The sequence below is a fragment of the Streptosporangium sp. NPDC050855 genome, assembly GCF_044456585.1.
In the GTDB taxonomy this organism is placed as follows: Bacteria; Actinomycetota; Actinomycetes; order Streptosporangiales; family Streptosporangiaceae; genus Streptosporangium; species Streptosporangium longisporum.
This window is the reverse complement of sequence record NZ_JBITFY010000010.1, coordinates 193,268-218,717: the sequence shown is the minus strand read 5'-3', so window position 1 is coordinate 218,717 and position 25,450 is coordinate 193,268. Positions and strand designations below refer to the sequence as shown.

At 72.8% G+C, this 25,450-nt stretch carries 22 protein-coding genes; 14 read left to right on the top strand and 8 right to left on the bottom strand.

What is annotated here, in order from left to right:
- Nucleotides 1-149: 149 nt before the first annotated feature.
- The gene (gene rpsT, locus ACIBCT_RS21570) at nucleotides 150-425 is read left to right on the top strand and encodes a 30S ribosomal protein S20 (protein ID WP_399191098.1); all 276 of its coding nucleotides are present in this window, start codon (nucleotides 150-152) and stop codon (nucleotides 423-425) included.
- Between the two features lie 87 nt (nucleotides 426-512).
- Here rpsT and holA read toward each other — a convergent pair whose 3' ends face one another.
- On the bottom strand, nucleotides 513-1,484 hold the full coding sequence (holA, locus tag ACIBCT_RS21565) for a DNA polymerase III subunit delta (protein WP_399191096.1): 972 nt from the start codon (nucleotides 1,482-1,484) through the stop codon (nucleotides 513-515).
- Nucleotides 1,485-1,594: 110 nt separating this feature from the next.
- On the opposite strand from holA, the gene ACIBCT_RS21560 reads away from it, so the two are divergent.
- Entirely contained in the window at nucleotides 1,595-1,750 is a 156-nt protein-coding gene (locus ACIBCT_RS21560; RefSeq protein ID WP_399191094.1) for a hypothetical protein, read from the top strand.
- Between the two features lie 223 nt (nucleotides 1,751-1,973).
- Here ACIBCT_RS21560 and ACIBCT_RS21555 read toward each other — a convergent pair whose 3' ends face one another.
- The 5 genes from ACIBCT_RS21555 to hutI all read right to left on the bottom strand — a co-directional run bounded on the left by ACIBCT_RS21555 (nucleotide 1,974) and on the right by hutI (nucleotide 8,685).
- Nucleotides 1,974-2,306, bottom strand: a complete 333-nt coding sequence (locus ACIBCT_RS21555) for a nuclear transport factor 2 family protein (protein WP_399191092.1) — start codon at nucleotides 2,304-2,306, stop codon at nucleotides 1,974-1,976.
- Nucleotides 2,279-5,128: a ComEC/Rec2 family competence protein gene (locus ACIBCT_RS21550; RefSeq protein WP_399191090.1), complete on the bottom strand. Its 2,850-nt coding sequence runs from the start codon at nucleotides 5,126-5,128 to the stop codon at nucleotides 2,279-2,281. The genes ACIBCT_RS21555 and ACIBCT_RS21550 overlap by 28 nt, the downstream gene beginning before the upstream one ends.
- Before the next feature lie 128 nt (nucleotides 5,129-5,256).
- Nucleotides 5,257-6,039 carry a helix-hairpin-helix domain-containing protein gene (locus ACIBCT_RS21545; RefSeq protein WP_399191088.1) on the bottom strand — a complete coding sequence of 261 codons (783 nt, stop codon included), beginning with the start codon at nucleotides 6,037-6,039 and terminating at the stop codon, nucleotides 5,257-5,259.
- 514 nt (nucleotides 6,040-6,553) lie between these two features.
- Nucleotides 6,554-7,399, bottom strand: a complete 846-nt coding sequence (locus ACIBCT_RS21540) for a DegV family protein (protein ID WP_399191086.1) — start codon at nucleotides 7,397-7,399, stop codon at nucleotides 6,554-6,556.
- Between the two features lie 77 nt (nucleotides 7,400-7,476).
- Nucleotides 7,477-8,685, bottom strand: coding sequence for an imidazolonepropionase (gene hutI, locus ACIBCT_RS21535; protein ID WP_399191084.1), 1,209 nt, complete (start codon nucleotides 8,683-8,685; stop codon nucleotides 7,477-7,479).
- A gap of 760 nt (nucleotides 8,686-9,445) precedes the next feature.
- Between hutI and ACIBCT_RS21530 the strand changes: the two genes are divergently transcribed.
- Genes ACIBCT_RS21530 through ACIBCT_RS21505 form a run of 6 tightly spaced genes read left to right on the top strand, consistent with a single transcriptional unit; the run spans nucleotide 9,446 to nucleotide 15,337 of the window.
- Nucleotides 9,446-10,312 carry an STAS domain-containing protein gene (locus tag ACIBCT_RS21530; RefSeq protein ID WP_399191082.1) on the top strand — a complete coding sequence of 289 codons (867 nt, stop codon included), beginning with the start codon at nucleotides 9,446-9,448 and terminating at the stop codon, nucleotides 10,310-10,312.
- Complete coding sequence (locus ACIBCT_RS21525; protein WP_399191080.1) at nucleotides 10,312-10,692, top strand: STAS domain-containing protein; 381 nt, start codon at nucleotides 10,312-10,314, stop codon at nucleotides 10,690-10,692. The genes ACIBCT_RS21530 and ACIBCT_RS21525 overlap by 1 nt, the downstream gene beginning before the upstream one ends.
- Entirely contained in the window at nucleotides 10,689-11,090 is a 402-nt protein-coding gene (locus ACIBCT_RS21520; RefSeq protein ID WP_399191078.1) for an anti-sigma regulatory factor, read from the top strand. The genes ACIBCT_RS21525 and ACIBCT_RS21520 overlap by 4 nt, the downstream gene beginning before the upstream one ends.
- A complete protein-coding gene (locus ACIBCT_RS21515; RefSeq protein WP_399191076.1) occupies nucleotides 11,078-12,088 on the top strand; it encodes an ATP-binding protein in 1,011 nt (336 codons plus the stop codon). Before ACIBCT_RS21520 ends, ACIBCT_RS21515 begins: the two co-directional genes overlap by 13 nt.
- An 11-nt stretch (nucleotides 12,089-12,099) precedes the next feature.
- Nucleotides 12,100-13,767: an ATP-binding protein gene (locus ACIBCT_RS21510; RefSeq protein ID WP_399191074.1), complete on the top strand. Its 1,668-nt coding sequence runs from the start codon at nucleotides 12,100-12,102 to the stop codon at nucleotides 13,765-13,767.
- Nucleotides 13,760-15,337, top strand: a complete 1,578-nt coding sequence (locus ACIBCT_RS21505) for a SpoIIE family protein phosphatase (protein WP_399191072.1) — start codon at nucleotides 13,760-13,762, stop codon at nucleotides 15,335-15,337. The genes ACIBCT_RS21510 and ACIBCT_RS21505 overlap by 8 nt, the downstream gene beginning before the upstream one ends.
- 164 nt (nucleotides 15,338-15,501) lie before the next feature.
- Here ACIBCT_RS21505 and hflX read toward each other — a convergent pair whose 3' ends face one another.
- A complete protein-coding gene (hflX, locus tag ACIBCT_RS21500; RefSeq protein ID WP_399191274.1) occupies nucleotides 15,502-16,914 on the bottom strand; it encodes a GTPase HflX in 1,413 nt (470 codons plus the stop codon).
- 214 nt (nucleotides 16,915-17,128) lie between these two features.
- Nucleotides 17,129-17,815, bottom strand: coding sequence for a DUF4097 family beta strand repeat-containing protein (locus ACIBCT_RS21495; RefSeq protein WP_399191070.1), 687 nt, complete (start codon nucleotides 17,813-17,815; stop codon nucleotides 17,129-17,131).
- A 258-nt stretch (nucleotides 17,816-18,073) separates the two neighbouring features.
- On the opposite strand from ACIBCT_RS21495, the gene aceB reads away from it, so the two are divergent.
- The 6 genes from aceB to ACIBCT_RS21465 all read left to right on the top strand — a co-directional run bounded on the left by aceB (nucleotide 18,074) and on the right by ACIBCT_RS21465 (nucleotide 25,434).
- Nucleotides 18,074-19,660: a malate synthase A gene (gene aceB / locus ACIBCT_RS21490; protein ID WP_399191068.1), complete on the top strand. Its 1,587-nt coding sequence runs from the start codon at nucleotides 18,074-18,076 to the stop codon at nucleotides 19,658-19,660.
- 109 nt (nucleotides 19,661-19,769) lie between these two features.
- The gene (locus ACIBCT_RS21485; protein ID WP_399191066.1) at nucleotides 19,770-20,423 is read left to right on the top strand and encodes a DUF1016 N-terminal domain-containing protein; all 654 of its coding nucleotides are present in this window, start codon (nucleotides 19,770-19,772) and stop codon (nucleotides 20,421-20,423) included.
- Nucleotides 20,424-20,586: 163 nt separating this feature from the next.
- Nucleotides 20,587-22,044, top strand: coding sequence for an FAD-linked oxidase C-terminal domain-containing protein (locus ACIBCT_RS21480; protein WP_399191064.1), 1,458 nt, complete (start codon nucleotides 20,587-20,589; stop codon nucleotides 22,042-22,044).
- Entirely contained in the window at nucleotides 22,044-23,381 is a 1,338-nt protein-coding gene (locus tag ACIBCT_RS21475) for an FAD-binding oxidoreductase (RefSeq protein ID WP_399191062.1), read from the top strand. Before ACIBCT_RS21480 ends, ACIBCT_RS21475 begins: the two co-directional genes overlap by 1 nt.
- Nucleotides 23,381-24,640 (top strand): (Fe-S)-binding protein, encoded by a 1,260-nt coding sequence (locus tag ACIBCT_RS21470; RefSeq protein WP_399191060.1) that lies wholly within the window; start codon nucleotides 23,381-23,383, stop codon nucleotides 24,638-24,640. The genes ACIBCT_RS21475 and ACIBCT_RS21470 overlap by 1 nt, the downstream gene beginning before the upstream one ends.
- On the top strand, nucleotides 24,637-25,434 hold the full coding sequence (locus ACIBCT_RS21465; protein WP_399191058.1) for an IclR family transcriptional regulator: 798 nt from the start codon (nucleotides 24,637-24,639) through the stop codon (nucleotides 25,432-25,434). Before ACIBCT_RS21470 ends, ACIBCT_RS21465 begins: the two co-directional genes overlap by 4 nt.
- Nucleotides 25,435-25,450 lie beyond the last annotated feature (16 nt).

The window sequence follows — 25,450 nt, the reverse complement described above, 5'->3', positions numbered from 1 at the left end:
CATGACCACACGCTAAACTGATCAGGCATCCTTCTGCCTGGCCTGTCGATTTGAGCGGCGACCTCGGCAGTTGGTAGCCTAGTCAACTGCGTGTGGCGCGCCCTCTCTGCCCGCGCGCCCCATCCGACGACATTCACCGAGGCTTCTTCGTGGCGAACATCAAGTCCCAGATCAAGCGCAACCGGCAGAACGAGAAGGCCCGGCTGCGTAACAAGGCTGTCAAGTCTTCCCTGAAGACGGCCATCCGCAAGTTCCGCGAGGCCGCCGACCAGGGCAACATCGACGAGGCGGTCACGCTTCAGCGCGCCGCCGCCCGCCAGCTGGACAAGGCCGCCAGCAAGGGCGTCATCCACAAGAACCAGGCCGCCAACCGCAAGTCGGCGATCGCCCAGCGCGCCGCCGCCCTGTCGACGGCCGCCAAGTAGTTCCAGGATCCGCGGACGCCGCACCCCGCCCGGGGTGTGGCGTTTTTGCGTTCCCGCGAGAACTCGGTTCCCGCGCAGGGACGACGCCTAGCGTCCGGTGCGGTTGGCGACCACGGTCTGGATCATGTGCTCCAGCGCGTACGCGGGGTCGGCACCGCCGCCCTTCACCTGCGCGTCGGCGGTGGTGGCGGCCTGGATCGCGCGGGCGAGCCCTTCCGGCCCCCAGCCGTTCAGCTGCCGCTGGACCCGCTCGATCTTCCAGGGCGGCATGCCGAGGCGACCGGCGAGCTGGGCGCCCCGGAGGTTGCGGGGGGCGCCTCCCACCTTCGCCAGCGAACGCAGCCCCCCGGCGAGCGCGCTCACCAGCAGCACCGGGGCCGTCCCGGTCGACAGCGCCCAGCGCAGCTGCTCCAGGGCGTCGCCCAGGCGTCCCTCGACCGCCGAGTCGGCCACGGTGAACCCGCTGACCTCGGCCCTGCCCCGGTGGTAGCGGGCGACGGCGGCCTCGTCGATCGTCTTGCCGGGGGTGTCGAAGGCGAGCTGGCTACAGGCGGCGGCGAGCTCGCGCAGGTCGTTGCCGACCGCGTCGAGGAGCGCGGCGGCGGCGTCGGCCCCGATCGTGCGCCCGGCCCGCTTCAGCTCCGCCTTGACGAACGCCAGCCGCTCGGCCGGCTTGGTCATCTTGGTGACCGGAACCACCCGGGCCCCGGCCTTCTTGACCCCGTCGACCAGCGCCTTCCCCTTGACCCCGCCGGGGTGGACGAGGACCAGCACGGTCTCCTCGGCCGGGCGGGCCGCATAGGAGACGACCTCGGTGACGACGTCCTTGACGAGGTCCTGGGCCGAGCGGATGACCACCACGGACCTGTCGCCGAACAGCGAGGGCGACGTCATCCGGGTCAGCTCTCCGGGCTCCACCTTGGCGCCGGGCAGGTCGTGCACCTCGGCGGTCGGATCGGCCGCGCGGGCCGCCGAGGTCACCTCGGCGACCGCGCGGTCGGCCAGCAGTTCCTCGTCGCCGAGTATCAGGATCACGGGTGCCGGATCGGTTGCCGCCATGTCGAGCAGCATGCCATGTATTCGTGGCGACCGGTCATCGCGTCAAGCCGTTCGCAATCGGAATGCAGGTGTCCCGGGGCAACCTGAGAACACCGAAGGAGGTGAGAACGATGACAAACTCCACTGTTCGCCGCCACGCCTGCCCCCGCTGCGGAACGACCCTCGACGAGGGCCCGATCATGTACCGCTGCGCGCGCTGCAGCAGGTCGGTCTACGCCGCCGACGTGGACACCGAGTTCCGCCGCCCGGCCGGGCCCCGGGCCTGATCCGCACTCCCCCGCCCGGCCGGGCCCGGATCTGATCCGCACTCCACCGCCGGGCCGCACCGGGGCCCGACCCGCACCACCCCGGCCAGGCGCCCCGCCGCCCCGGCCAGGCGCCCCGGCCAGAAACCCTCGCCCTGGCCAGGGCTCCTTCGCTCGGATTCGAAGACCATGACGGCCGGGGCCCCTTCCGCTCAGCCTCGAAGACCGCGCCGGCCGGCGCCGATCAGGCGCTCGCCGGTGTCTCCTTCCAGGCGTCGGCCCATCCGCCCTGCACCATGGTCTGGAAGACCCACTGACCGCCCGACTTCACCAGCAGGTCCGCGTAGCGCATTCCGTGCGTCTCACCGTTCATCGTCACCGTCGCATCGGTGATCACGACGACCAGGTTCGCGGTCAGGAAGTGGGGCGTGCGGACCGACCGCATCTCGAGGTCGCCCTGCTCTCCCCCTCCCATCACCTCGGCCATCGTGCTCGTGAACCGCTCTCTCGTCCACCGAGCGGCCAGGCCGTCACCGTCGGGGCCGTCGGTCACCACGTTGAGCGGGAACATCGCCATGTCCGCCATCCGCTCGACGTCGACCTTGGCACTGTGCGCGTCGTACACGGCGAACCACGCCTCGACGCTCTCCCGGTCTTCGGTGGTCGGGGTGTAGGCACCGCCGCCGAACGGGGATTGCTGGGTTTCCGCCATCGTCTGCTCCTTCGTCGAGAACGCCCCGCCGGACCTTTGCGTCCGCTACCGCTCCGCAAGGCGGCGTCCGGTGACACGCCATGAATCGTACGACATACCGTACATCGTACGGATAGGCTGTCAAACGGTTCGCCGCGTGATCGGCGGCCGATGACGCGCGTCCTCACGGCACCGGCGGGGACGGCGGGCTCAGAAGCCCTCACGGGAGCAGGAAGAACCGCAGGAGCCAAGGGAGCCGAGGGAGCCGGAGGACCCGGAGCCGCCCCCAGGGCTCGGGCCCCTGCCGGGTGAGCCTCCCGGCCTCGGGCGACGACGGCCAGCGCCCCGTCGCGGACCACCACCGCCAGATCTCCCGACAGGTCCGTCCGGTAGACGCGCATGCCGAGCCGGAGCAGCGCGGCCAGCGTCGAGGGGGCCGGATGTCCGTAGTCGTTGCCCTCCCCCACGCTGATCAGCGCGGCACGGGCCCCGGCTGCGGCGAAGAAGGCGGGGTCGTACCTGCCCGACCCGTGGTGCGGGACCTTGAAGATCTCGGCGGGCGGCAGGCCGCGCCGGAGCAGCTCCGCCTGGGCCTCGGTCTCGATGTCACCGCTGAGCAGGGCCGCCCCCGCGGCCCAGCGGACGTACACCACGACGCTCGCGTTGTTGACGGCCGATCCCTCTCCCCCGCCGGGCGAGGCCCCCTCGACGGCCGGGCCGATGACGGTGAGCTCGGAGGGCCCGAACCGCCAGCTCGCGCCCGGCCGGGCCGCCCACTCCGGCACGCGGCGACGGGCGAGCCCGTCGCTCAATCTCGTCTCCTCCCCCTCCGCGGTACCGTGCGGGGTCACCACCACCGCCCCCACCCGACGTCCGCGGAAGACGCCGTCGAGCCCTCCCACGTGATCGAGGTGCGGATGGGTGAGGATCACCAGGGGCACCTGCTCGACCCCCATGGAACGAAGGCAGCGGTCCATTCCCACCGCGTCGGGCCCCGCGTCCACCACCACGGCCCGCCCGGGCCCGGCGGCCACCAGCAGGGCGTCCCCCTGACCGACGTCGCAGGCCACCAGCAACCAGTCACGAGGCGGCCAGGGTGCCACGATCGGCGTGACCACGGTCACGGTGAGGACCAGCCCGGTGACGGCCGCGAGGGCGATCCGGCGGGACCTCCTGCCCCGGAGGACCGGTACGGCGAGCGGGACGGCGACCGCCAGCAGGAGCAGCCCGGTGATCCCGCCCGGCCACGGGATCGCGCCCAGCGGGAGGGCGGCGGCGCGCTCCGCCACCTCGATGATCCATCCGGTGGCGAGCCCGGCGGGCCGCACCAGCAACCTGGCCGTCTCCAGGTGCAGGGGGGCGACCAGCGCGACCACGAAGCCGATCAGGGTGGCCGGGGCGACGGCGGGACCGGCGAGCAGGTTGGCCGGCACGGCAACCGGCGAGAGCTGCCCCGACATCAGGACCAGCACGGGGGTGACGGCCACCTGCGCCGCCGCGGCCACCGCGGTCGCCTCGGCGAGCCATCGGGGCATTCGGGCCGAGAGCCGGTCACGCCAGCGCGGTGCCAGGACCAGGATGCCCGCCGTTGCGAGGACCGACAGGGCGAAGCCGTAGGACCGGGCCAGATCGGGCACGAAGAAGACCAGGGCGAGGACCGTCGCCGACAGGGCGGCGACACCGTCGCGGGAACGTCCCGTCCCCAGGGCGACGGCGGCGACCCCGCCCATCAGGAGCGCCCTGAGCACGCTGGGCGAGGGCCGGGCGACGACCGCGAAGGCGACCATGGCCGTCAGCGCCAGCACCGCCCGCGCCGCGAGGGGCAGCCCGGCGACCCTGGCCAGCGCGACCGCCGCACCGGCCACGACGGCGAGGTTCGCCCCGGAGACGGCCAGCAGGTGGCTGAGGCCGGCCGTCCTGAAGTCGGCCTTGACCTGCTCCTCCATCCGGGACACGTCACCGACCACCAGACCGGGCAGCAGCCCTCGCTGCGCCGGTGGCAGCACGTCGGCCGCCTCCCGCAGCCCCGCCCTGAGCGCCCCGGCGGCGCGCTGCTCCCACGACGGCCCGGCCAAAGTGCGTGGCGCCCCCCTGACCAGCACCACCGCGGCGAGCAGCTCTCCGGGATCGGCCGGGGCGAAGCGCCCCCTGAGTTCGACCCGCTGACCGGGCAGCAGCGACCGCCATTCGGCGCCGGAGACGAACAGCAGCACCGAGGCCCTCAGCCTCACCCTGCGTTCACCCGTCCCGACCGCCTCGACCCGGGCCGGCACCACGAAGCTCTCCCGCCGGAACGGGCCCGCGGCCCTGGGCAGCTCCCGGGGGTCGTCGGTCGTCACCACCTCCGCGACGGCCGACGCGTGCCGCCCGGCGAGCTCGGCCACCGGCCCCGTACCGGCCGCGTGCACCCGGAAGGCCACCGATCCCGCCACCGCGGCCGCGCATCCCAGGACCGCGATCAGCGCGTTCCGCGAGCCCGCCGTCCTGCCGGTTCGGGTCAGGACGGCCACGGCCAGGGCTCCCCCGGCCAGCAGAACCGCCACCGCGGCTCCGGCCGAGGCCGAAAGGCCCAGCAGGACGAGGGCGATCCCCCAGGAGGCCGCGGCGGGCAGGACCAGGTGCACGCCGTACGGAAAGCACGTTCGCCCCTCGCCCGATCCCCCGGCGGTGGCGGTGGTCGGGGTGGTCGCGCCCGTCGCGGCGGCCATGGCGGTCGCGGACCAGGACTCCGGCCGAGGCGCCGACCGAGGGACGAGCCGGAGAACGAGCCGGAGCGTCGACCGGGGTACCAACGCGGGTACCGACCGGAGCAGGGCCGCCGTACGGGATCGGCGGCTCATACCCGGACCCTGTCCCGCATCTCCGCGTACTTGCGGTCGCCGATGCCGCTCACGTCGCGGAGCTCCTCGACGGTCCGGAAGCCCCCGTGGGCGTCCCGGTACTCGGTGATGCGCCGGGCGAGCACCTCGCCCACACCCGGCAGCAGCTCGAGCTGCTCGGGCGTGGCCGCGTTCAGGTCGATCACGGCGGAGGAGGGGTCCATCGGGGTCGCGGGAGGCGGCCCGGTCACCGGGGCCGCGGGGCCGGGGGCGCCGACGACGATCTGCTCGCCGTCCACGAGCCTGCGCGCCAGGTTGAGCGAGCCCGTGGTCGCCGACCCGCGGACGCCTCCGGCCTCCCGGACCGCGTCGGCGACCCGGGAGCCGGCGGGCAGTGTGATCACACCGGGACGGCGGACCTTGCCGGTCACGTGGACGGTCAGCTCCGCGACCGGGGCGGACGGTGCCCGCGGCGCGGTGGGGGGCCGCAGCGGGGCGCCCGAGACCGGCACCGGTGGCGCCAGGGGTTCGGGCGCCGGCCGGGACCACCAGGCATGGACACCGCCCGCGAGGGCGGCCACCGCCGCGACGAGGAGCAGCAATCGCAACCCCGCCCGGCCGGGACCGAGTGCCGGCGCCTGGGTGGCGACGGCCTTCCTGAGCGCTTCGAAGGAGGGCGGGACGGGTGCCCAGCTCGTCCGGGCCGCGGGCGGGATCTCGGGAGCGGGCCGGGACGCGTCCGCCCTGAGTGCCGTCCCGCTCGCGAGGGGCTGCCTGTCAGGGACGTCCTCGTACGGCATCCGGCGTGAGGGACCGGGGCCGGGCGGAACGGCCGGCCGGGAGAACGGCTCGACCGGCCGGAAGGGCGGGGACGGCTCGGCGCGCGGAGCCGGTTGAAGCCGATCGACCGGCCGGGGCGGAGTGGACGAGGGGTCGGGGATGTGGCGTGGGAGAGCGGGGCCGGGTGATCCCCGTCCCGTCAGTGTCCGCAGCCGCGACTCGGCCCGGGACCGCTCGATGTTCTGGCCTGTGGTCCGCACCCGCAGGACGCTACGGCGACGGTGCGGGAGGCCGCCGTACCGAACTGAATTCTGTGGATAACCGGCGAACGGCCTCGGGACGACGGGGCAGGCCGGCAGAGTCGACGGCCCGATGCCGCCGACGGGGACCGGTACGGGGAGCAGGACGGCGAGGTCTGCGGCAGGGACCGGGACGAGGCCCGGGACCGGACCGGGTCGTGGGCCAGGGCAGGGGCCGGGGCAGAGACCAAGGCGCGGAGCAGGGCAGGGACCAGGACGGGAGCCAGGACCGGGACTAAGACGGCGAGACGGTGATGCCGAGCATGCCGGGGCCCACGTGGGCGCCGATGACCGGCCCGACCTCGACGACGGTGAGGCCGGTCAGGGCGGGCAGGCGGCGGGACAGGCGCGCGGCCAGCGTCTCGGCCCGGGACGCGGCGCCGAGGTGCTGGACGGCGATCGCCACCGGGGCGTCACCGGCCGCCGCGGCCGCCAGGTCCTCGAGGCGGCCGATGGCGCGGGCCGAGGTACGGACCTTCTCCAGGGGGACGATCGTGCCGTCGGAGATGTGCAGGATCGGCTTGATCATCAGCGCCGACCCCAGGAGCGTGGCCGCCGCCCCGATCCGGCCTCCCCTGCGCAGGTGTTCCAGGGTGTCGACGTAGAAGAAGCTGCGGGCCGACTCCGCGGTGCGGCGGGCGACGTCCACGACCTCCTGGCGTGTCGCGCCCGCGGCGGCGGCACCGGCCGCGGCCAGTACGGGGAACCCCAGGCCCATGGCGATGGAGCGGCTGTCGACGACGTCGACCGGGATCGGGGAGTCCTCGGCCGCGGCGCGGGCGGCCTCGGCCGTACCCGACATCTCCGCCGAGAGGTGGACGGAGACGACGGCGGTCGCCCCCCGGGCCGCCGCCTCGCCGTAGGCCTCCGCGAAGCGGTGCGGCGCGGGCCTGGAGGTCGTCACCGGCACCCACTGGCCGAGCGCCTCGGCCACGCTCACGCCGTCGATCTGCGCCATGTCGTCGAACGGCCTGCCGCCCACCACCACCTGCAGGGGCACCACCGTGATCCCCAGGCGGGAGGTCTCCTGGCTCGGGAGGTAGGCGGTGGAATCCGTGACGATGGCGACAGATGGTGACATGTCCCGACGTTACCGGGAAGCGGTCACGCCGGGGAGAACGGGGGCCGGGTGCGGCCCCCGGGGCGGGGAAGGGAGGACTACTGGACGGGGATGCCGCCGCGCCAGACCTTGCGGGGCTTGAGACCGAAGGCCCAGGCGAAGGCGCCCTCGTGGTCGGCGTCCCACTGGACGATGTCGGCCAGGCGGCCGGGGGCGAGGACACCGCGGTCCGGGGCGCCGAGGACGGTGGCGCCTCCGAGCGTCGCGGCGCGCAGGGCGTCGCCGACGCTCATGCCGAAGGCCGCCACGGCGAGGCTGATGACCAGCGACATCGAGGTGATGCCGCAGTGGCCCGGGTTGTGGTCGCTGCCCAGGGCCACGGTGACCCCCTGGGCGAGCATCCGGCGGACCGGGGGCAGGCTGCCACGCTGCAGGGCCGTTCCCGGGCACACCACGGCGGGGACGCCGTAGCGGGCCAGCATGGCGATGTCCTCGTCGGTGGTGTGGTGGAGCAGGTCGGCGGAGGCGCAGCCGAGCTCCGCCGCGAGCTGCACGGCACCCCGGCGGGAGTAGGCACCGGCGTGCACGCGGGGCAGCAGTCCGACGTTGCGCCCGGAGGCCAGGACCCAGCGGGCCTCCTCGGCGGTGAAGTGGCCCTCGTCGCAGTAGACGTCGACGCCGTTGGCACCGGCCGCGGCGGCGTCGGCGCACCAGGCGCCCACGGCCTCGACGTAGTCGCGCTGGCGTCCGAAGTACTCGGGCGGGACGACGTGCGCGGCCATGAAGGTCACGTGCACCCGCGGCATCATCGGCTCCTTCTCCAGCTCGCGCAGGAGCCGGACGTCGGCCAGCTCTCCGTCGCGGGTGAGGTGGTAGCCGGTCTTGGCCTCGACGGTGGTGGTGCCGTTGAGCAGCCATTCGCGGAGCCGCTCGCGGACGCCGTTGCAGAGCGTCCAGGGGTCGGTCCCCCGGGTGACCGTGACGGTGGAACCGATGCCGCCGCCCGCCGCGGTGATCGCGGAGGGGGTGGAACCACCGGAGCGCATCGCCATCTCGGCGTAGCGGTTGCCCGCGTAGACCGGGTGGGTGTGCGCGTCGATCAGGCCCGGGGTGACCAGGGCGCCGCCCAGGTTCTCGACGTGGTCGACGTCGACGATGTCGTCGACGACACCGGGCACGCTCTGCGGAAGCTCCGCGGCGCGGCCGATCCAGGCGATCCGGTCGTTGTGCACCAGGATCGCCGCGTTGCTGAACACATCGTTCCCGGTCCAGAGCCGGCCGATGTTGGTCAGAAGGCGGACGGTCATCGCATCACCGCCTTGTCTTCGGGGGAGGACACCCGGTGCTGGGCCGCACCCGGGCGGGGCCGACCACCCCGGACGCTGCCGGGCACCGTACCCTTCGAGCCCGCTGTGAATCCGGACGGCATCGGGGGTCTCCTGCTCTCATCCGCATACCTTGTGGTGCGGCGACAGTATCGCCAGGATCATGATCGGGCGATTTCAGTTCAGTTACGTTATTTCACAAGTCAGCCCGCTGTACAGGCTAATTGGGAAGAACGCCACCTCGCCGCGACCGCGCCTCACCCGCGAGCATGGCGACCGGACCCGGCGTCGAGCACCTTTCCACAGCTCAGACTACTTCCTGATCCTGCGTAACAGTAGTCACCGGAGCAACTTGCGTCATAACATCTCGCGGGATTTGCCTTATGGTAGCAATCCAGACCTGAGCCGACCACTGTCGCCTTTGCGAAGTTTGTACGTTTTACGGCTCCACAGTGCAGCCCAGATCCCCCCTCCGGCGCAAGTTCGGCCGTTGAAACGCCCGCGCCGATCCCCCTAGGCTGGGTGTCGCCGCGAGGGTCCGGCCGGCCCCTCCGCACCGCCCCGGAGGCGGCCGGACCAGTACGGGACGAGGACGCCGGGCGGCACCGATGCGCCGCGGATGTGATACGGGCCCGGCGAAGGTCCGAGCCCCCCTCCCGGCCCCTCCGGAGGCGACCATGCACGGAACGCTCCCTGTAGCCTTCGAACGAGTTGTCTACAGGTACCCAGGCAGGGAGTTGTCGTGTCCGTCCCCGCGGACGCCGGACGGCGTCGCATCGAAGAACTTTTCCAGGAGCACCAGGAGCGCGTCTTCACGCGCTGGCTCGAGATCGCCGGTTCGTCGATGGGGAGCCAGGCGGATCGCGGTGAACTGACCGACCAGCTCCGCGAGCTCTACGAGGCGGTGCGTCGTTCGTTCGCGGACTCGGGCGACCTCAGCGACCTGCGCGGCCTGCTGGCCGAACTCTCCCGTACGCGCGCCCGTCAGGGGTTCACCCCGACCGAGACCGCGGTCATGGTGTTCGGCCTCAAGGAGGCGCTCTACGAGAGCGTCGAGGAGGACGGCTCCCCCGAGAGCATGCGAGGTTTCATCTGGTTCTCCCGGGTAATCGACGACCTCGGGCTCTTCACCATGGAGAGCTACGCGTCGGCCAGGGAGAAGATCATCATCGACCAGGCGGAGCAGCTGCTGGAGCTCTCCACCCCGGTGGTCAAACTGTGGGAGGGCATCGTCGCGGTGCCGCTGGTCGGCACGCTCGACTCGGCCAGGACCCAGGTCGTCATGGAGAAGCTGCTGCAGACGCTCGTCGACACCGGTTCCGAGCACGCGGTGATCGACATCACCGGCGTGCCCGCCGTGGACACCGAGGTCGCCCAGCACCTGCTCAAGACCGTGGTCGCGGCCCGGCTGATGGGCGCCGAGTGCGTCATCTCCGGCATCCGCCCCCAGATCGCCCACACCATCGTCACGCTGGGGATCGAGTTCGGCGACATCGTGACCAAGGCCACCCTCGCCGACGCGCTGGCCCACACGCTGCGCGCGAGCGGCGTCACGTTCGCCAAGAAGGGCGGCACGGCCCGCATCGCCGTACGGACGGTGGAGGACTGATGGACCGCGTTCCCGTTCTCAAGCTCGGCGACATCCTGATCGTCTCCATCCAGATCGACCTGCAGGACATGAGCGTGCTCGCGCTCCAGGAGGACCTGTCGCAGAAGGTCGTCGAGACCGGCGCGCGCGGAGTGATCATCGACATCACCGCCGTGGAGATCGTCGACTCCTTCATCGGCAGGATGCTGGCCACGATCGCGGCGATCTCCCGGATGCTCGACGCCGAGACGATCGTCGTGGGCATGCGGCCGGCGGTGGCGATCACCCTCGTCGAGCTCGGCCTCTCCCTCGGCGGGGTGCGTACCGCGCTGAACCTGGAGAAGGGTGTCGCCCTGCTGAACCAGATCGAGGGCTCCAAGACCGCGGCGGCCTCCCTGTGACGAGCGCGGAGAACCTCCCCATCAACGTCAACGGCGACGTCGTGCTGGTCCGCCAGCACGTCAGGACCGTCGCCGTGAAGGTGGGGCTCTCGCTGGTCGACCAGACCAAGGTGGTGACCGCGGCCAGCGAGCTGGCCCGCAACGCCCTCGTCTACGCCGGGGGCGGCCAGGTACGGGTCGAGGTCGTCCACAAGGGGATGCGCCAGGGGCTGCGGATGATCTTCAGTGACAACGGGCCCGGCATCCCGGACGTCGAGCAGGCGCTGACCGACGGCTGGACCACCGGTGGCGGACTGGGCCTGGGCCTGAGCGGATCGCGCCGCCTGATGGACGAGTTCGAGCTGGAATCGGCTCCCGGCGAGGGCACGTTGATCACGGTGACGAAATGGGCACGCTGATCCGTTCGCGGCACGACGTCTGGGTCCGGGCCGAGGACGCCAGCGCGATCGGCGCGCTCCGCCGCAGCGCGGTGGCGCTCGCCGAGAGCAGGGGGTTCGGCGAGGAGGACACCGGGCGGGTGGCGGTCGCGGTCAGCGAGGCCGCCTCCAACCTGGTCAAGCACGCCGTCGAGGGGGTCATGCTGGTGCGCCCGCACCTGGAGCTGGACTCGGCGGTCGAGGTCCTGGCGATCGACCGCGGGCCCGGTATGCGCGACGTCTCGCGGGCCCTGCGCGACGGCTACTCCACGACGGGCACCCTGGGCATCGGGCTGGGCGGCATCGCCCGGATGGCCAGCGGGTACGAGGTGCACTCCATGCTCGGCCGCGGCACCGTGCTCGGCATGTACTTCACCGCCCAGGGCGCCGCGCAGCCCCCGTCCCGGGTGAGCGGCCTGACCCGCCCGATCGGCGAGGAGACCGTCTGCGGCGACGCCTTCGTGATCACCGAGGAGGGACCGGTGACGACCGTGATGCTCTGCGACGGCCTCGGTCACGGCCCCGCGGCCGCCCAGGCCTCCGCCGAGGCGGTACGGCTCTTCCTGCTGCACTCCGCCCTGCCCCCGGTCACCGTCCTGGAACGCATCCACCTCGGCCTCGGCCACACCAGGGGCGGCGCGGTCGCCGTGGCCCGCGTCGACGGGGCCGCGGGCACGGTGAGCTTCGCCGGCCTGGGCAACGTCTCCGCGTGGATCGTCCACGGCGACGGCCGGCAGGGCATGATCTCGGTGCCGGGCATCGCCGGTCACAAGGCCAGGACGCTGCGCCAGTACGAGTACCCCGTGCCCGGCCGCGCGGTGGTCGTGCTGCACTCCGACGGCCTGTCCGAGCGCTGGGACATCACCTCCCTTCCCGGACTGGTCACACGGTTGCCCTCCGTCGTGGCGGGAACGCTGCTGCGCGAGGCCGGGACCCGCAGGGACGACGCCTGCGTGGTCGCCGTCAGGCCCGGCGTATGAACGGGGACGAGTTGATACGCATCCTTGTCAAGGACGATCAGGACGTCTTCGCCATGCGCAAGCTCGGCCGCGAGGTGGCCGAGAGCGTCGGCCTGGAGGCCCAGGACCAGATCCGGGTGGCCACCGCGCTGAGCGAGATCGGCAGGGAGCTGCTGGAGGCCGGTACCGGAGCCTCCTTCGCCTTCCGGCTGGGACAGGACGCCCTGACCGTCACGATCGAGTTCTCCGCCACCGCCGAGTTCCGTCCCGCCGACGGCGTCACCCTCGCGGGGCGCCTGGTCGACCTCATCGAGCTCGACCCGGCCCAGGGAAGGATAAGCATGGTCAAGCGGCTTCCCCAGGGCCGCAAGCCGAAGCGGTCTGTGGAGGAGATACGCGCCGGCCTCGCCACCGGGACGCCCACCACGGCCCTGGAGGAGCTGCGCCGGCAGAACCGCGAGCTCGCCGAGACCCTGCAGGAGGTGCTGCAGCTCAACACCGAGCTGCAGGAGACCAACCAGGGCGTGCTGGCGCTGTACAACCAGCTATCGGAGGAGCTGGAGGAGACCAACCGCGGCGTCGTGGCGCTGTACGCCGAGCTGGACGAGAAGTCCGCCCAGCTGCGGGCCGCGGGCGAGGCGAAGAACAGGTTCTGGGCCACGGTCAGCCACGAGCTGCGCACCCCGCTCAACTCGATCATCGGCCTGGTCCGCCTGCTGGTGGGCCCCGGCGGGGAGCCCCTGGCCGAGGAGCAGCTCCACCAGATCGGCCTGATCGGCTCCTCGGCGCAGACCCTGCTGGCGCTGGTCAGCGAGCTGCTCGACATGGCCAAGGCCGAGGCCGGCAGGCTCGTCCCCCAGCCGTCCCTGGTCGACCTGATGGCGCTGGCCGAGCGGCTGCGGATGACCCTGCACCCCACCACCGGCAACGACGCGGTGGAGCTCACCGTGGAGGTCTCGCGGGCGCCCCGGGAGATGCTGGTGGACGAGGTGATGCTCACCCGCATCCTGCGCAACCTGCTCTCCAACGCGCTGAAGTTCACCGAACGGGGCGAGGTCAGGCTGGAGGCCGTGCTCGACGCCACCACCCACAACGTGGTCTTCACCGTGACCGACACCGGGATCGGCGTGCCCGAGGAGCACCTGGAGCGCATCTTCGAGGAGTTCTTCCAGGTCCCCGGGCCGATCCAGGTGCGCAGCAAGGGCACCGGGCTGGGCCTGCCGTACGCCCGGCGGCTGGCCGAGGCGCTCGGCGGCACGCTGCACCTGACCAGCGTCCCCGGTTCCGGGACCACGGCCACGCTCAGGCTGCCCTACCGGCACGGCGGCACGCCCGTGGTCGGCCGGGTGCTCGTCGTGGACGACGACGAGGAGTTCCGCGCCACGGTGCGGCGGATGCTCACCGGCGTCGCCGAGCACATCGACGAGGCCGCCGACGGGCTGGCGGCCCTGGAGGTGATGGCCGAGCACCCGCCCGACCTCGCGCTGGTCGACCTGCTGATGCCCCGGCTGGACGGCAGCGCGCTGATGGCGCGGATGTGCGACGACGAGCGGCTGAGCGAGGTGCCGGTCATCATCGTGACCGTCGCCACGTCGTACCAGGTGCCCGAGGGGACGCGCATGGTGGTCTCCAAGCAGGGGCTCCGCCGTGACATCCTGCTGGAGGCGATCGAGAGCGTTCTGGGGCGGGCCGGTGGCTGAGGACGGGGCGACGGTGCTGGTCGTGGACGACACGCCGACCAAGCTGTACATCCTGTCCAGCTGGCTGCGCCGTTCGGGGCACCGGGTCGTGCAGGCGACCGGCGGCATGGAGGCGCTCGTCAAGGTCAGGGAGCTCCAGCCGGACCTGGTCGTGCTGGACGTGCGGCTCCCCGACATCAGCGGGTACGAGGTCTGCGAGCAGATCAAGGCGGACGCGTCCACCTCGTCGATACCGGTCATCCAGATCTCCGGGGCGGCGATCACCGCCGCCGACCGGGCCCAGGGGCTCGAACGCGGCGCCGACGCCTACCTGGCCGAACCGGTCGAGCCGGACGAGTTCGCCGCCACGGTCGCGGCGACGCTGCGCTACTACCGCGCCCGCAAGCGCGCCGAGACGATGGCCGAGCGGCTGGCCGCCCTCACCGAGGTGACGCTCTCGATGAACTCCGCCGAGACGTTCGACGAGCTGCTGACCACGGCCGTCGAGGGGACCGCCCGCATCCTGGGGCGGCAGGCGGGCACGCTCGCCCTGCCGCCGGACGGCCGGACCCGCAGGTTCGCCGCCCTGCCCCCGGACGGCCGCGTCGTGACGAAGGTCGCGGCACCGGACACGCTGTCCCGGCTGAGCGCGATGTCCCTGGGCAACGCCGCGGGGACCGAGGTCTTCACCGTCCCCGCCGACGAGTGGCTGGAGCTGATGCCGGACGCGAGGATCGGCGGCGACGTCTCGGCCGTGGTGTGCCGGACCAAGCTGGGCAGGCCGCCGGTCTACCTGGGCGCGGAGGGGGTGCCGCCGCTGGACTCCGACGAGGCCAACGTGCTGCGCCAGCTCGGCCAGGCCCTCGCCCTGGCCGTGGACGCGCTGCGGGCCTACGCCGAGGAGCACGCCATCGCCCTCACCCTGCAGCGGAGCCTGCTGCCGGCCCGCATCCCCGAGATCGGCGGGCTCGCCATCGGCTGGCGCTACCAGCCCGCGGTCGACAACGTCGAGGTGGGCGGTGACTTCTACGAGGTCCTGCGGATGGGCCACCGGGTGCTCATCGCCATCGGCGACGTCCAGGGGCACTCCCTGCTGGCCGCCACCGTCATGGCGGAGCTGCGCCACGCGCTGCGCGCCTCGGTCATCGGCACCTCGGACCTGGGCGCGTCGATGGCGCTGCTCAACGAGGTGCTGCGGCGCTACCACCCCGGCATGACCGCCACGGTGTGCCTGCTCCTGCTCGACCCGGCGACCGGGGAGATGGAGATCTCCAACGCCGGTCACATCCCGCCCCTGTTCATCGACGGCGGCCGTGCCCACTACCACCGCCTGGGCAACCTGCTGCTGGGCGTGGCCCAGGAGACCTACCGGGTCGACCGGGTCCGGGTGCCCGCGGGCGGCTCGGTGCTGATGTTCACCGACGGGCTCATCGAGGACCGCGACAAGCTGCTCGACGAGAGCCTGGAGATCGTACGAAGGCTGGCAGAAGACCTCCAGGAGGACCTGGAGGTCTTCTGCGACCGCCTGATCGAGCGCTTCGGCGCCCGGGAGGACGACGTGGCGCTGGTGATGTTCCAGCGCGTCGTTTGATGTCGGAACAGGTTCCGGCATCGGTCCGCGCGGTGGTGCGGTGAGGCACGGCGAAGGCCGGCCGTAAGGCCGCACCCGGCCTGCCGACGGCATCGGACCCGCCGCCGATCACCGGGCGCGGCCCGCTGCGCCGGCACGCCGGGGACACGCGGCCCCCGGCGCGGTCAGGCGACGGTCTCCACCGGCTTGGCGATCTTCTCCAGCTCGGCGAAGAGGCCGGGCAGCACCCTGGCGTGCAGGACGGTGCCGTCCCCGGTGTGCTGGACGTCGAGCACCTCGCCCTCCTGGTGCGCCCGGGAGATCAGGTCGCCGCGGTCGTAGGGCACCAGCAGCGTGACCTCCTGGTCGAACCTGGGCAGCTCGCGCTCGATCACGGCCCGCAGCTCCTCGATCCCGGCGCCGGTGCGCGCCGAGACCACCACGGTGTGCTTCTCCCGCGCGGTCAGCCGGGCCAGCACCACCGGGTCGGCGGCGTCGGCCTTGTTGATGACCACGATCTCCGGGATGTCGCCCGCGCCCTCGATGTCACCGACCACCTCGCGTACCGCGGCGAGCTGCGACTCGGGGTCGGGGTGCGAGCCGTCGACCACGTGCAGGATCAGGTCGGCGTCGCCGACCTCCTCCAGGGTCGAGCGGAACGCCTCCACGAGCTGGTGCGGCAGGTGCCGGACGAATCCGACGGTGTCGGCCAGCGTGAACAGGCGGCCGTCGGGCGTGTGCGCCCGGCGGACCGTCGGGTCCAGGGTGGCGAACAGGGCGTCCTCCACCAGCACCCCGGCGCCGGTCAGCCGGTTCAGCAGCGAGGACTTCCCGGCGTTGGTGTACCCGGCGATGGCCACGGCCGGGACCTCGCGCTGTGTGCGCCTCGACCGCTTGGTCTCGCGGGCGGTGGTCATGCCGCCGATCTGGCGGCGCAGCTTGGCCATCCGCTCGCGGATCCGCCGGCGGTCCAGCTCGATCTTGGTCTCACCGGGACCACGACCGCCCATGCCGACGCCGCCGGCCGCACGGCCGCCGACCTGACGGGACAGGTTGCCACCCCAGCCCCGCAGGCGCGGCAGCAGGTAGTTGAGCTGCGCGAGCTCGACCTGCGCCTTGCCCTCGCGGCTCTTGGCGTGCTGGGCGAAGATGTCGAGGATCAGCATGGTCCGGTCGATGACCTTGACCTTGACGATCTCCTCGAGCTGACGGAGCTGGCCGGGGCTCAGCTCCCCGTCGCACACCACCGTGTCGGCGCCGGTGGCGGAGACGATGTCGGCAAGTTCCTGGGCCTTGCCGGAACCGATGTAGGTCGCAGTGTCGGGCTTCTGGCGGCGCTGGATGACGCCCTCCAGAACCTCTGAACCCGCGGTCTCGGCCAGAAGCTTGAGCTCCAGGAGGGAGTTCTCGGCGTCGATCGCCGTACCGGAGGTCCAGACGCCGACCAGGACGACCCGCTCAAGCCTCAGCTGGCGGTACTCGACCTCGGTGACGTCTTCCAGTTCCGTGGAAAGGCCCGCCACCCGGCGCAGAGCCTGGCGGTCGGCCAGGTCCAGCTCTCCGGTGTCGAGAAGATCGTCGAATCGGTCGATGTCCAGCGGCTCACGAGTGTCTATGTCGTCGCTCCGTTCATATGGTCGTTCCGTGGGCGTTCTTCCCTGTGAGGAACGCCCATATGAGTGAACGCCCGAACACCCCGGGTCTCTTCCCCAGGATGGTGCCACGAGAACCTCTCCGTCATCACCTGGTTATACGCCGGCTCGTCCCGGCCGGTGGGAGGCCCGGGTGCGGCGGGGGCGGGTGCGCCCGCTCTCAGGGGAGCAGGACCTGGGCGTCACCCGAGCCGGTCTTGATCGTGATCTTCCGGGGTGAGGAGGGGTCCCTGGTCACCTCGACGGTCCTGTCGCCCGAGCCGGTCTCGGTGGTCACGTCGTAGCCACCGGCGGGGACGCGGGTCACGACGTCGCCCGAGCCGCTCTCGATCTCCACCAGGTCGGGCGCGACGGTGAACCCCGTCTCGATCTCCCCGGATCCGGCCTCGGCGGTGAGGCGCTTGGAGCCCAGGCCCACCGCCTCGATGTCGCCGGAGCCGGTCACCGCCTTCACCTGCCCGGCCAGCCCGCGCAGCGTGATGGTGCCCGAACCGGTGTCGAGGTCGGCGGACACGGCGCGCGGGACCTCGACCTTGTAGTCGACCGAGCAGTTGTGCCCGTCGCACCGGTAGCGCAGGCTGAGCGTGCCGTCGTTCACGGGGTGCTCGGTGACCGGTCTGTCACCGCGCCAGTGGAGGGTCTCGGTCACCCGGACCCCGGAGCGGTCCGAGGCGGTCACCACGATGTCGCCGGAGCCGGAGTCGACGTTGAGGGCCTTCACCCCGTCCGCCACGTCGTAGGAGACGACGTCCTGCCCGCGCTCGCGGAAGTCCAGGGCGAACTCGCATCCGGAGAGCATGAACACCGACCCCAGGAGCGCTCCGGCGACGAGCGTGTTCCTCTTCATGGGCTCAATCCTCGACTTTCCGGGAGGTCTTCGCCTCCCCCTCGCGCCGTCCGCCCCCTCGTTCCGCCGAGGGCGCCGATCCGACCGGCCCAACTCTGCCGGGACCGGACGCCCGTGAACATCGGGGTATCCCCGGGCTCTGCCCTGAGGCCGCCCCCGCCTTTGACCGGCTCGCGAGCGGTCACGTACCCTGGTTTCCACGTTTCAGAATTGCTTTTCCGCGATGTGGAAAATAAGGAAGACACGGAAAGAGGGTTCATGAACGGCGTTGAGATCGGCGCTCCCCTGCGGGACCGCTTCGACGAGATCCTCACACCGGAGGCGCTGGCCTTCCTGGCCACGCTCCAGCGCGAGTTCGACGGCCGGCGGCTGGAGCTGCTCGAGGCCCGCCGGGTCAGGCAGGCCGAGCTCTCGGCGGGCGCCACCCTCGACTTCCTGCCCTCGACCCGGCACGTGCGCGAGTCCGAGTGGCGCGTCGCCCCGCCCGCGCCCGGCCTGGTGGACCGCCGCGTGGAGATCACCGGTCCGGTCGACCGGAAGATGACGATCAACGCGCTGAACTCCGGCGCCAAGGTCTGGCTGGCCGACTTCGAGGACGCCAACTCCCCCACCTGGGAGAACACCATCGGCGGCCAGCTCAACCTGCGCGACGCGCTCGACCGGACCATCGACTTCACCGCCGGGGAGAAGAGCTACGCCCTCAGGCCGGACGCCGAGCTGGCCACCATCGTGGTCCGTCCCCGCGGGTGGCACCTGGACGAGAAGCACCTCACCCTGGACGGCGCCCCGCTGTCGGCCTCCCTGGTCGACTTCGGCCTCTACTTCTTCCACTCGGCGCAGCGGCAGATGGCCAAGGGCAAGGGTCCCTACTTCTACCTGCCCAAGATCGAGTCGCACCTGGAGGCCCGTCTCTGGAACGACGTCTTCGTCCGCGCGCAGGACCTGCTGGGCATCCCCCAGGGCACCATCCGGGCGACGGTGCTCATCGAGACCTACCCGGCCGCGTTCGAGATGGAGGAGATCCTCTACGAGCTGCGCGACCACTCCGCGGGCCTGAACGCGGGCCGCTGGGACTACCTGTTCAGCGTGATCAAGAAGTTCCGCACCCGCGGCCGGGAGTTCCTGCTGCCCGAGCGGAACGCGGTGACGATGACCGCCCCGTTCATGCGCGCCTACACCGAGCTGCTGGTCAGCACCTGTCACCGGCGCGGCGCCCACGCCATCGGCGGGATGGCCGCCTTCATCCCCTCGCGCCGCGACCCCGAGGTCAACCGGGTCGCGCTGGAGAAGGTCACCGCGGACAAGACCCGCGAGTCCGGCGACGGCTTCGACGGCTCCTGGGTGGCCCACCCCGACCTGGTGCCCGTCTGCCGCGACGTGTTCGACGCGGTCCTGGGGGACCGGCCCAACCAGCTCGACCGGCTGCGCGAGGACGTCAGCGTCTCCGCCGCCGACCTGCTCGCGGTCTCCAAGACCCCCGGCGACATCACCGAGGCCGGGCTGCGCAACAACGTGGACGTGGCGCTGCGCTACCTGGCCGCCTGGATGGGCGGGCTGGGCGCGGTGGCGATCCACAACCTTATGGAGGACGCCGCCACCGCCGAGATCTCCCGCTCCCAGATCTGGCAGTGGATCCACAACGGCATCGAGCTGTCCGACACCGGGGCCGTGGTGACCAGGGAGCTGGTGGAGCGGATCATCGACGAGGAGCTCGCCGGGATCGCGGCCGAGCCCGGCTACGACGAGGTCCGCTACGGCCAGGCCACCGCCCTGTTCAAGGAGGTCGCGCTCGACGACGAGTTCGCCGAGTTCCTCACCCTCCCTGCTTATGCGCGTATGCCGTGACATGACCGATCCGACGGTGAGGAATCCTCATCCCCGGGGCGGGATTCCTCACTCCGGGCGACCGGTGACCACGGGTGCGGCACCCCGGACCAGTGGATACTTTGCGTGCATGACCGATGACAGGAACGGCGAGGAAACGGACCGCGGCGACTACGGAGCGTTGCTCGACGCCGTCAAGCGCGAGATCGCCGGCAGCCGGGGGCGGGTGGCGCTGCTCACCACCGACGCGGAGCTGATCCGGCAGTACTGGCGGATCGGGCGCCACCTCCTCGACCGGCAGCCGGACGAGGAGTGGGGCAGGCGGATCGCGCCCCGCCTCTCGGCCGACCTGCGCGCCGCGTTCCCGGAGGCCATGGGGTACTCGCGGACCAACCTGCTCTACATGAGGGCCTTCGCGGCGGCCTGGCCGGACTCGGTGCCCAGGACCGGGCGGCCGATCCCGTGGGGTCACCACATCGTCCTGCTCGACATGCTGGACACCCGGTCGACGCGGGAGTTCTACGCCCGCAGGACCGCGGAGGAGGGCTGGGCCAGGGGCGTCCTCATCACGATGATCAAGGGCCGGCTGCACCTGCGCCTGGGCCGCTCCCCCCGCGGCGCCGGGCGGAGCGCGCCGTCGGCCGACTGCCGGTCCCTGCAGCGGGCCCCCTCCGAGCCCGGGGAGCCCGCGGAGCTCGCGGAGCTCGCGGAGCCCGCGGAGCTCGGGGAGCCCGGCCGGAGTGCGGGCGCGCACGCGCCGCGCGAGAATTCGAGACGGGGATGAGCGCCCCGGTCGTCCGGTGGGGACCGGGCGGCGACCGCGACGGTCCCGCTCCCGGGTCCCGCCCCATGCCGGAGGAGAGACGATGCCGACGACACCCGCGACACCCGCGACGCCAGCGACGCCAGCGACGCCAGCGACGCCAGCGACACCGACGGCGCGGCCCATGACCCCGGCGGCCCTGGACGAGCCGGTCCGCAGGTTCACCGAGCTCCTCGGCACCACTTCGGTGATCACCGACCCGGTGCGGCTGCGCACCTACGAGTGCGACGGGCTGACCCATCACCGGGTCACCCCGGGCGTCGTGGTGCTGCCCGGCAGCGCCGAGCAGGTGGCCGCCGTGGTGCGGATCTGCAACGAGTACGGCCTGCCGTTCGTGGCCAGGGGCGCCGGGACCGGCCTGTCGGGCGGGGCGCTGCCCCGGGCCGACGGGGTGCTGGTCGTGACCTCGAAGATGCGGCGGATCCTCTCCGTCGACCTGCCGAACCGACGGGCCACGGTGGAGCCGGGGGTCACCAACCTGGCGATCACCGAGGCGGTCCGCGACCTGGGCCGCTACTACGCGCCCGACCCCTCCAGCCAGCAGGTCTGCACGATCGGCGGGAACGTGGCGGAGAACTCCGGGGGCGCGCACTGCCTGAAGTACGGCTTCACCGTCAACCACGTGATCGGCCTGGAGATCGTCACCCCCGACGGCGACCTCGTCGAGCTCTCCGACGCCGACCCCGGCTACGACCTGCTGGGCGCGTTCGTCGGCTCCGAGGGCACCCTCGGCATCGCGACCAAGGTCGTGGTGCGGCTGAGCCGCCTCCCGGAGGCCGTCACGACGCTGCTCGCGGCGTTCAGCGACATCGAGGGGGGCGGGCGGGCGGTGTCGGCGATCATCGGCGGCGGCATCGTACCGGCCGCGATCGAGATGATGGACGCGCTCGCCGTCGAGGCCGCCGAGGCGGCCGTGGCGTGCGCCTACCCCGAGGGCGCCGGTGCGGTGCTCATCGTGGAGCTGGACGGTCCCGCCGAGGAGGTCGCCCACCAGTTCGCCGAGGTCGTGCGGATCTGCCGGGACAGCGGCGCGTTCGAGCTGCGGGTGGCCGGGGACGCGGTGGAACGGGCCGCGATCTGGCGGGGCCGCAAGTCGGCGTTCGCCGCGGTGGGCCGGATCAGCCCCGCCTACATCGTGCAGGACGGCGTCGTCCCCCGCACCGCGCTGCCCGGCGTGCTGGCCGGTATCGACGCCCTCTCGGCCGAGTACGGCATCCGGGTGGCGAACGTCTTCCACGCCGGTGACGGCAACCTGCACCCGCTGGTGCTCTTCGACGACGCCGAGCCCGGCGCGGCCGAGCGGGCCGAGGCCGTCTCGGGGCGGATCCTCGACCTGTGCATCGAGCACGGCGGTTCCATCACCGGCGAGCACGGCGTCGGCGTGGACAAGGCCCGGTACATGACGAAGATGTTCTCGGAGGACGACCTCGACACCATGCAGCGGGTGCGCTGCGCCTTCGACCCGCGCGGCCTGTCGAACCCGGGCAAGATCTTCCCGACCCCCCGGCTCTGCGGCGAGGTCCCCGGGGTCCGCAAGGGCGTGCACCCGCTGGTGGAGTCCGGACGGGCGGAGCAGTTCTGATGGGATCACCGCGAAGGACACCCGCGGGGACGTCCCCGGAGGCCCCGCACGCCCCGGAGACCCCGGAGACCTCGGAGGCGCCGGACGCGCTGGACGCGCTGGAGGCGACGGGCGTGACGATCAGGAGGGCGGGCCCGGACGACGCGGTGGGCGGCGTACGGCCGCGCTGGGTGGCCCTGCCGGAGAGCACCGCCGAGGTCGCCGCGCTGATGCGCGTCTCGGCCGCGCACGACCTGGCCGTGGTACCGGCGGGTGAGGGCACCCGGCTCGACCGGGGCGCTCCCCCGGAACGCTGCGACCTGCTGCTCGACACCTGCTGCCTGCTGCTCGGCGACGGGTCCGGCGTCGCGCACTCCTTCGGCGACCTGGTGGCCCGGACCGGCGCGGGGCTGTCGCTGGACGCGCTGGCCACCGCGCTCTCGCGCGCCGGGCAGGAACTGGCCCTGGACGGCGTCCGGCGCGACGGCGTCGTCGGCGGGACGGTGGGCGGCACGCTCGCCACCGCGGACGCCGGTCCTCGCAGGTTCCGCCACGGCACCGCCCGCGACCTGCTGATCGGCGTCACCGTCGTGCTCGCCGACGGCACGGTCGCCGTCTCGGGCGGCACCGTCGTCAAGAACGTCGCCGGCTACGACCTCGGCAAGCTCTTCACCGGCTCCTACGGCACGCTCGGCGTCATCACCGAGGCGGTCTTCCGCCTCCATCCGCTCCCGGCGGACCGGCGCTGGGCCGGTGTCGCCCCGCCCGCCGCCGCGCTGCCCGCGCTGGTGGCCGAGCTCGCGGCCTCGCAGGCCGAGCCGAGCGCGATCGAGCTGGACTGGCCGGACGCCGGTGGTGACGCCGGTGGCGGGCCGGTCGTCTGCGCGCTGGTCGAGGGGGTCGCCGCCGGTGCCCGCGCCGAGGCGCTGCGCGCGTCGATGGAGGCGTACGGGAGCGCCTGGGTCACCTCCGACGTCCCGGCCTGGTGGGCGGAGCCGCCGGGCGAGGAGGTGCTCGTCGAGCTGCGGGTGCCGCCCGCGGCCGCCTATCCGGCGCTGCACGCGGTCGCCTCGCGCGGGCTGCCGGTGAGCGTGCGCGGCTCGGTGGCCTCGGCGGTCCTGCAGGCCGCCCTCCCCCCGGAGACGGGCGAGGCGGAGTTCGCCGGGTTCGTCACGGGCGTGCGCGAGGACCTGGGGCGGCTCGGCGGCGGGCTCACCGTGCTGGCCGCGCCGCCGGAGATCGCCCGGGGGGTCGACCGGTGGGGTCCCTCGGGCGCGCTGCCGCTGATGCGCAGGGTCAAGGAACGGTTCGACCCCGGCCGGAGGATGTCCCCCGGCCGGTTCGTGGGAGGGATCTGATGGACCCGGAGCTCATCAACGACTGCGTGCACTGCGGGTTCTGCCTGCCCTCGTGCCCGACGTACGTCCTGTGGGGCGAGGAGATGGACTCCCCGCGCGGCCGGATCCACCTGATGAGACAGCACGTGGAGGGCACACCGCTGACGCCGGAGATGGCCGGGCACTTCGACGCGTGCCTGGGCTGCATGGCGTGCGTGCCGGCCTGCCCGTCCGGGGTCCGCTACGACCGGCTGATCGAGCAGACCAGGGCCGAGGTGGAGCGGACGCACGTGCGCGAGCCGGACGACCGGGCACTGCGGGCGCTGGTGTTCGGGCTCTTCCCCTATCCGCGGCGGCTGCGGGCGATGCGGCTGCCGCTGCGGCTCAGTGCCGGGCTGCGCCGCGCCGCGGCCCCCAGGCTCCGGAGGATCAACCCGTCGCTGGCGGCCATGGCCGAGCTGGCTCCCCCGCCCGCCTCCCGGGTACGGCTGCCGTCCAGGGTCGCGGCGCGGGGACGGCGCAGGGCCACGGTCGGCATGCTCACCGGGTGCGTACAGGGAGAGTTCTTCCCGCAGGTCAACGCGGCCACCGCGCGGGTGCTCGCGATGGAGGGCTGCGAGGTGGTGATCCCCCGCTCCCAGGGGTGCTGCGGGGCGCTGTCGCTGCACTCGGGGCGGGACGGGCAGGCGCTGCGGCTGGCCAGGCGCACGATCGCCGCCTTCGAGCGGGCCGGCGTCGACACGATCGTGGTCAACGCCGCCGGTTGCGGATCGATGATGAAGGGCTACGCCGAGATCCTCCAGGAGGCGGCCGGGCCGGGCGGCGACGCGTGGGCCGATCGGGCGCGGGCGATCAGGACCGTGGACCTGGCCGAGTACCTGGCCGAGCTCGGGCCGGTGGCCGAGCGGCATCCGCTCCGGCTCACCGTGGCCTACCACGACGCCTGCCACCTGGCCCACGCCCAGGGGGTACGGTCCCAGCCGCGCGCCCTGCTGGCGGGCATCCCCGGCCTGGAGCTGAGGGAGATCGCCGAGTCGGCGATCTGCTGCGGGTCGGCCGGGACGTACAACATCTTCCGGCCGGAGACCGCAGAGGAGCTGGGCGACCGCAAGGCCGGGCGGGTGCTGGAGACCGGCGCCGACCTGCTGGTCTCGGCCAATCCCGGCTGTACCATGCAGATCGCCTCGGCGATCCGCCGCCGGGGGGCCGCCCCCGTCCCGACGGCGCACACCGCCCAGGTGCTCGACGCCTCCCTGCGCGGGCTCGCGGGGGTGCCGTGAGCGCGGTGCAGTCGGTCGATCGGGCCCTGGACGTGCTGGAGGCGCTGGCCGAGCGGGGCGGGGAGGCCGGGCTCTCGGAGATCGCGGCCAGGACCGGCCTGCCGTACGGGACGATCCACCGGTTGTTGCGCACGCTGCTGGCCCGGGGGTACGTGCGCCAGGAGTCGGACCGCCGCTACGCCCTGGGCGGGGCGCTGGTCCGGCTCGGCGGGGTGGCCGAGCGCATGGTCGCGGTGTGGGCGCAGCCGTACCTGGCGAAGCTGGTCGAGCTGTCGGGCGAGACGGCCAACCTGGCGGTGATGGAGGGCGACTTCGTGGTCTACGTCGCCCAGGTGCCCTCGCCGAGGAGGCTGCGGATGTTCGCCGAGGTCGGCAGGAGGGTGCTGCCGCACAGCACCGCGGTGGGCAAGGCGCTGATGGCCGACCGGCCCGACGCCGAGGTGGCGTCGCTCGTCGAGCGGACCGGCATGCCCCGCCGGACCGAGAACACGATCACCGACCTGCCCGGGATGCTCGCGGAGCTGAAGCGCGTGCGGGCGTGCGGGTACGCGATGGACCTGGGCGAGGAGGAGCTCGGCGTGCACTGCCTGGCGGTGGGCGTGCGGGACGGATCGCGGACGGTCGCCGCGCTGTCGGTGTCCGGGCCCGCCGAACGGATCTCCGTCCTCGACCTGGAGGGCCTCGCCGGGGACATGCGCGCGATGGCCGCCGAGTTCGGCGCGGAGCTGGGCCCCGCCGGTCCCGCCGCCTCCCCCGGCTCCCCCGGCTCCTCCGATGACGGCGGGACCGGCTGAGGCGCGGGAGACCGGG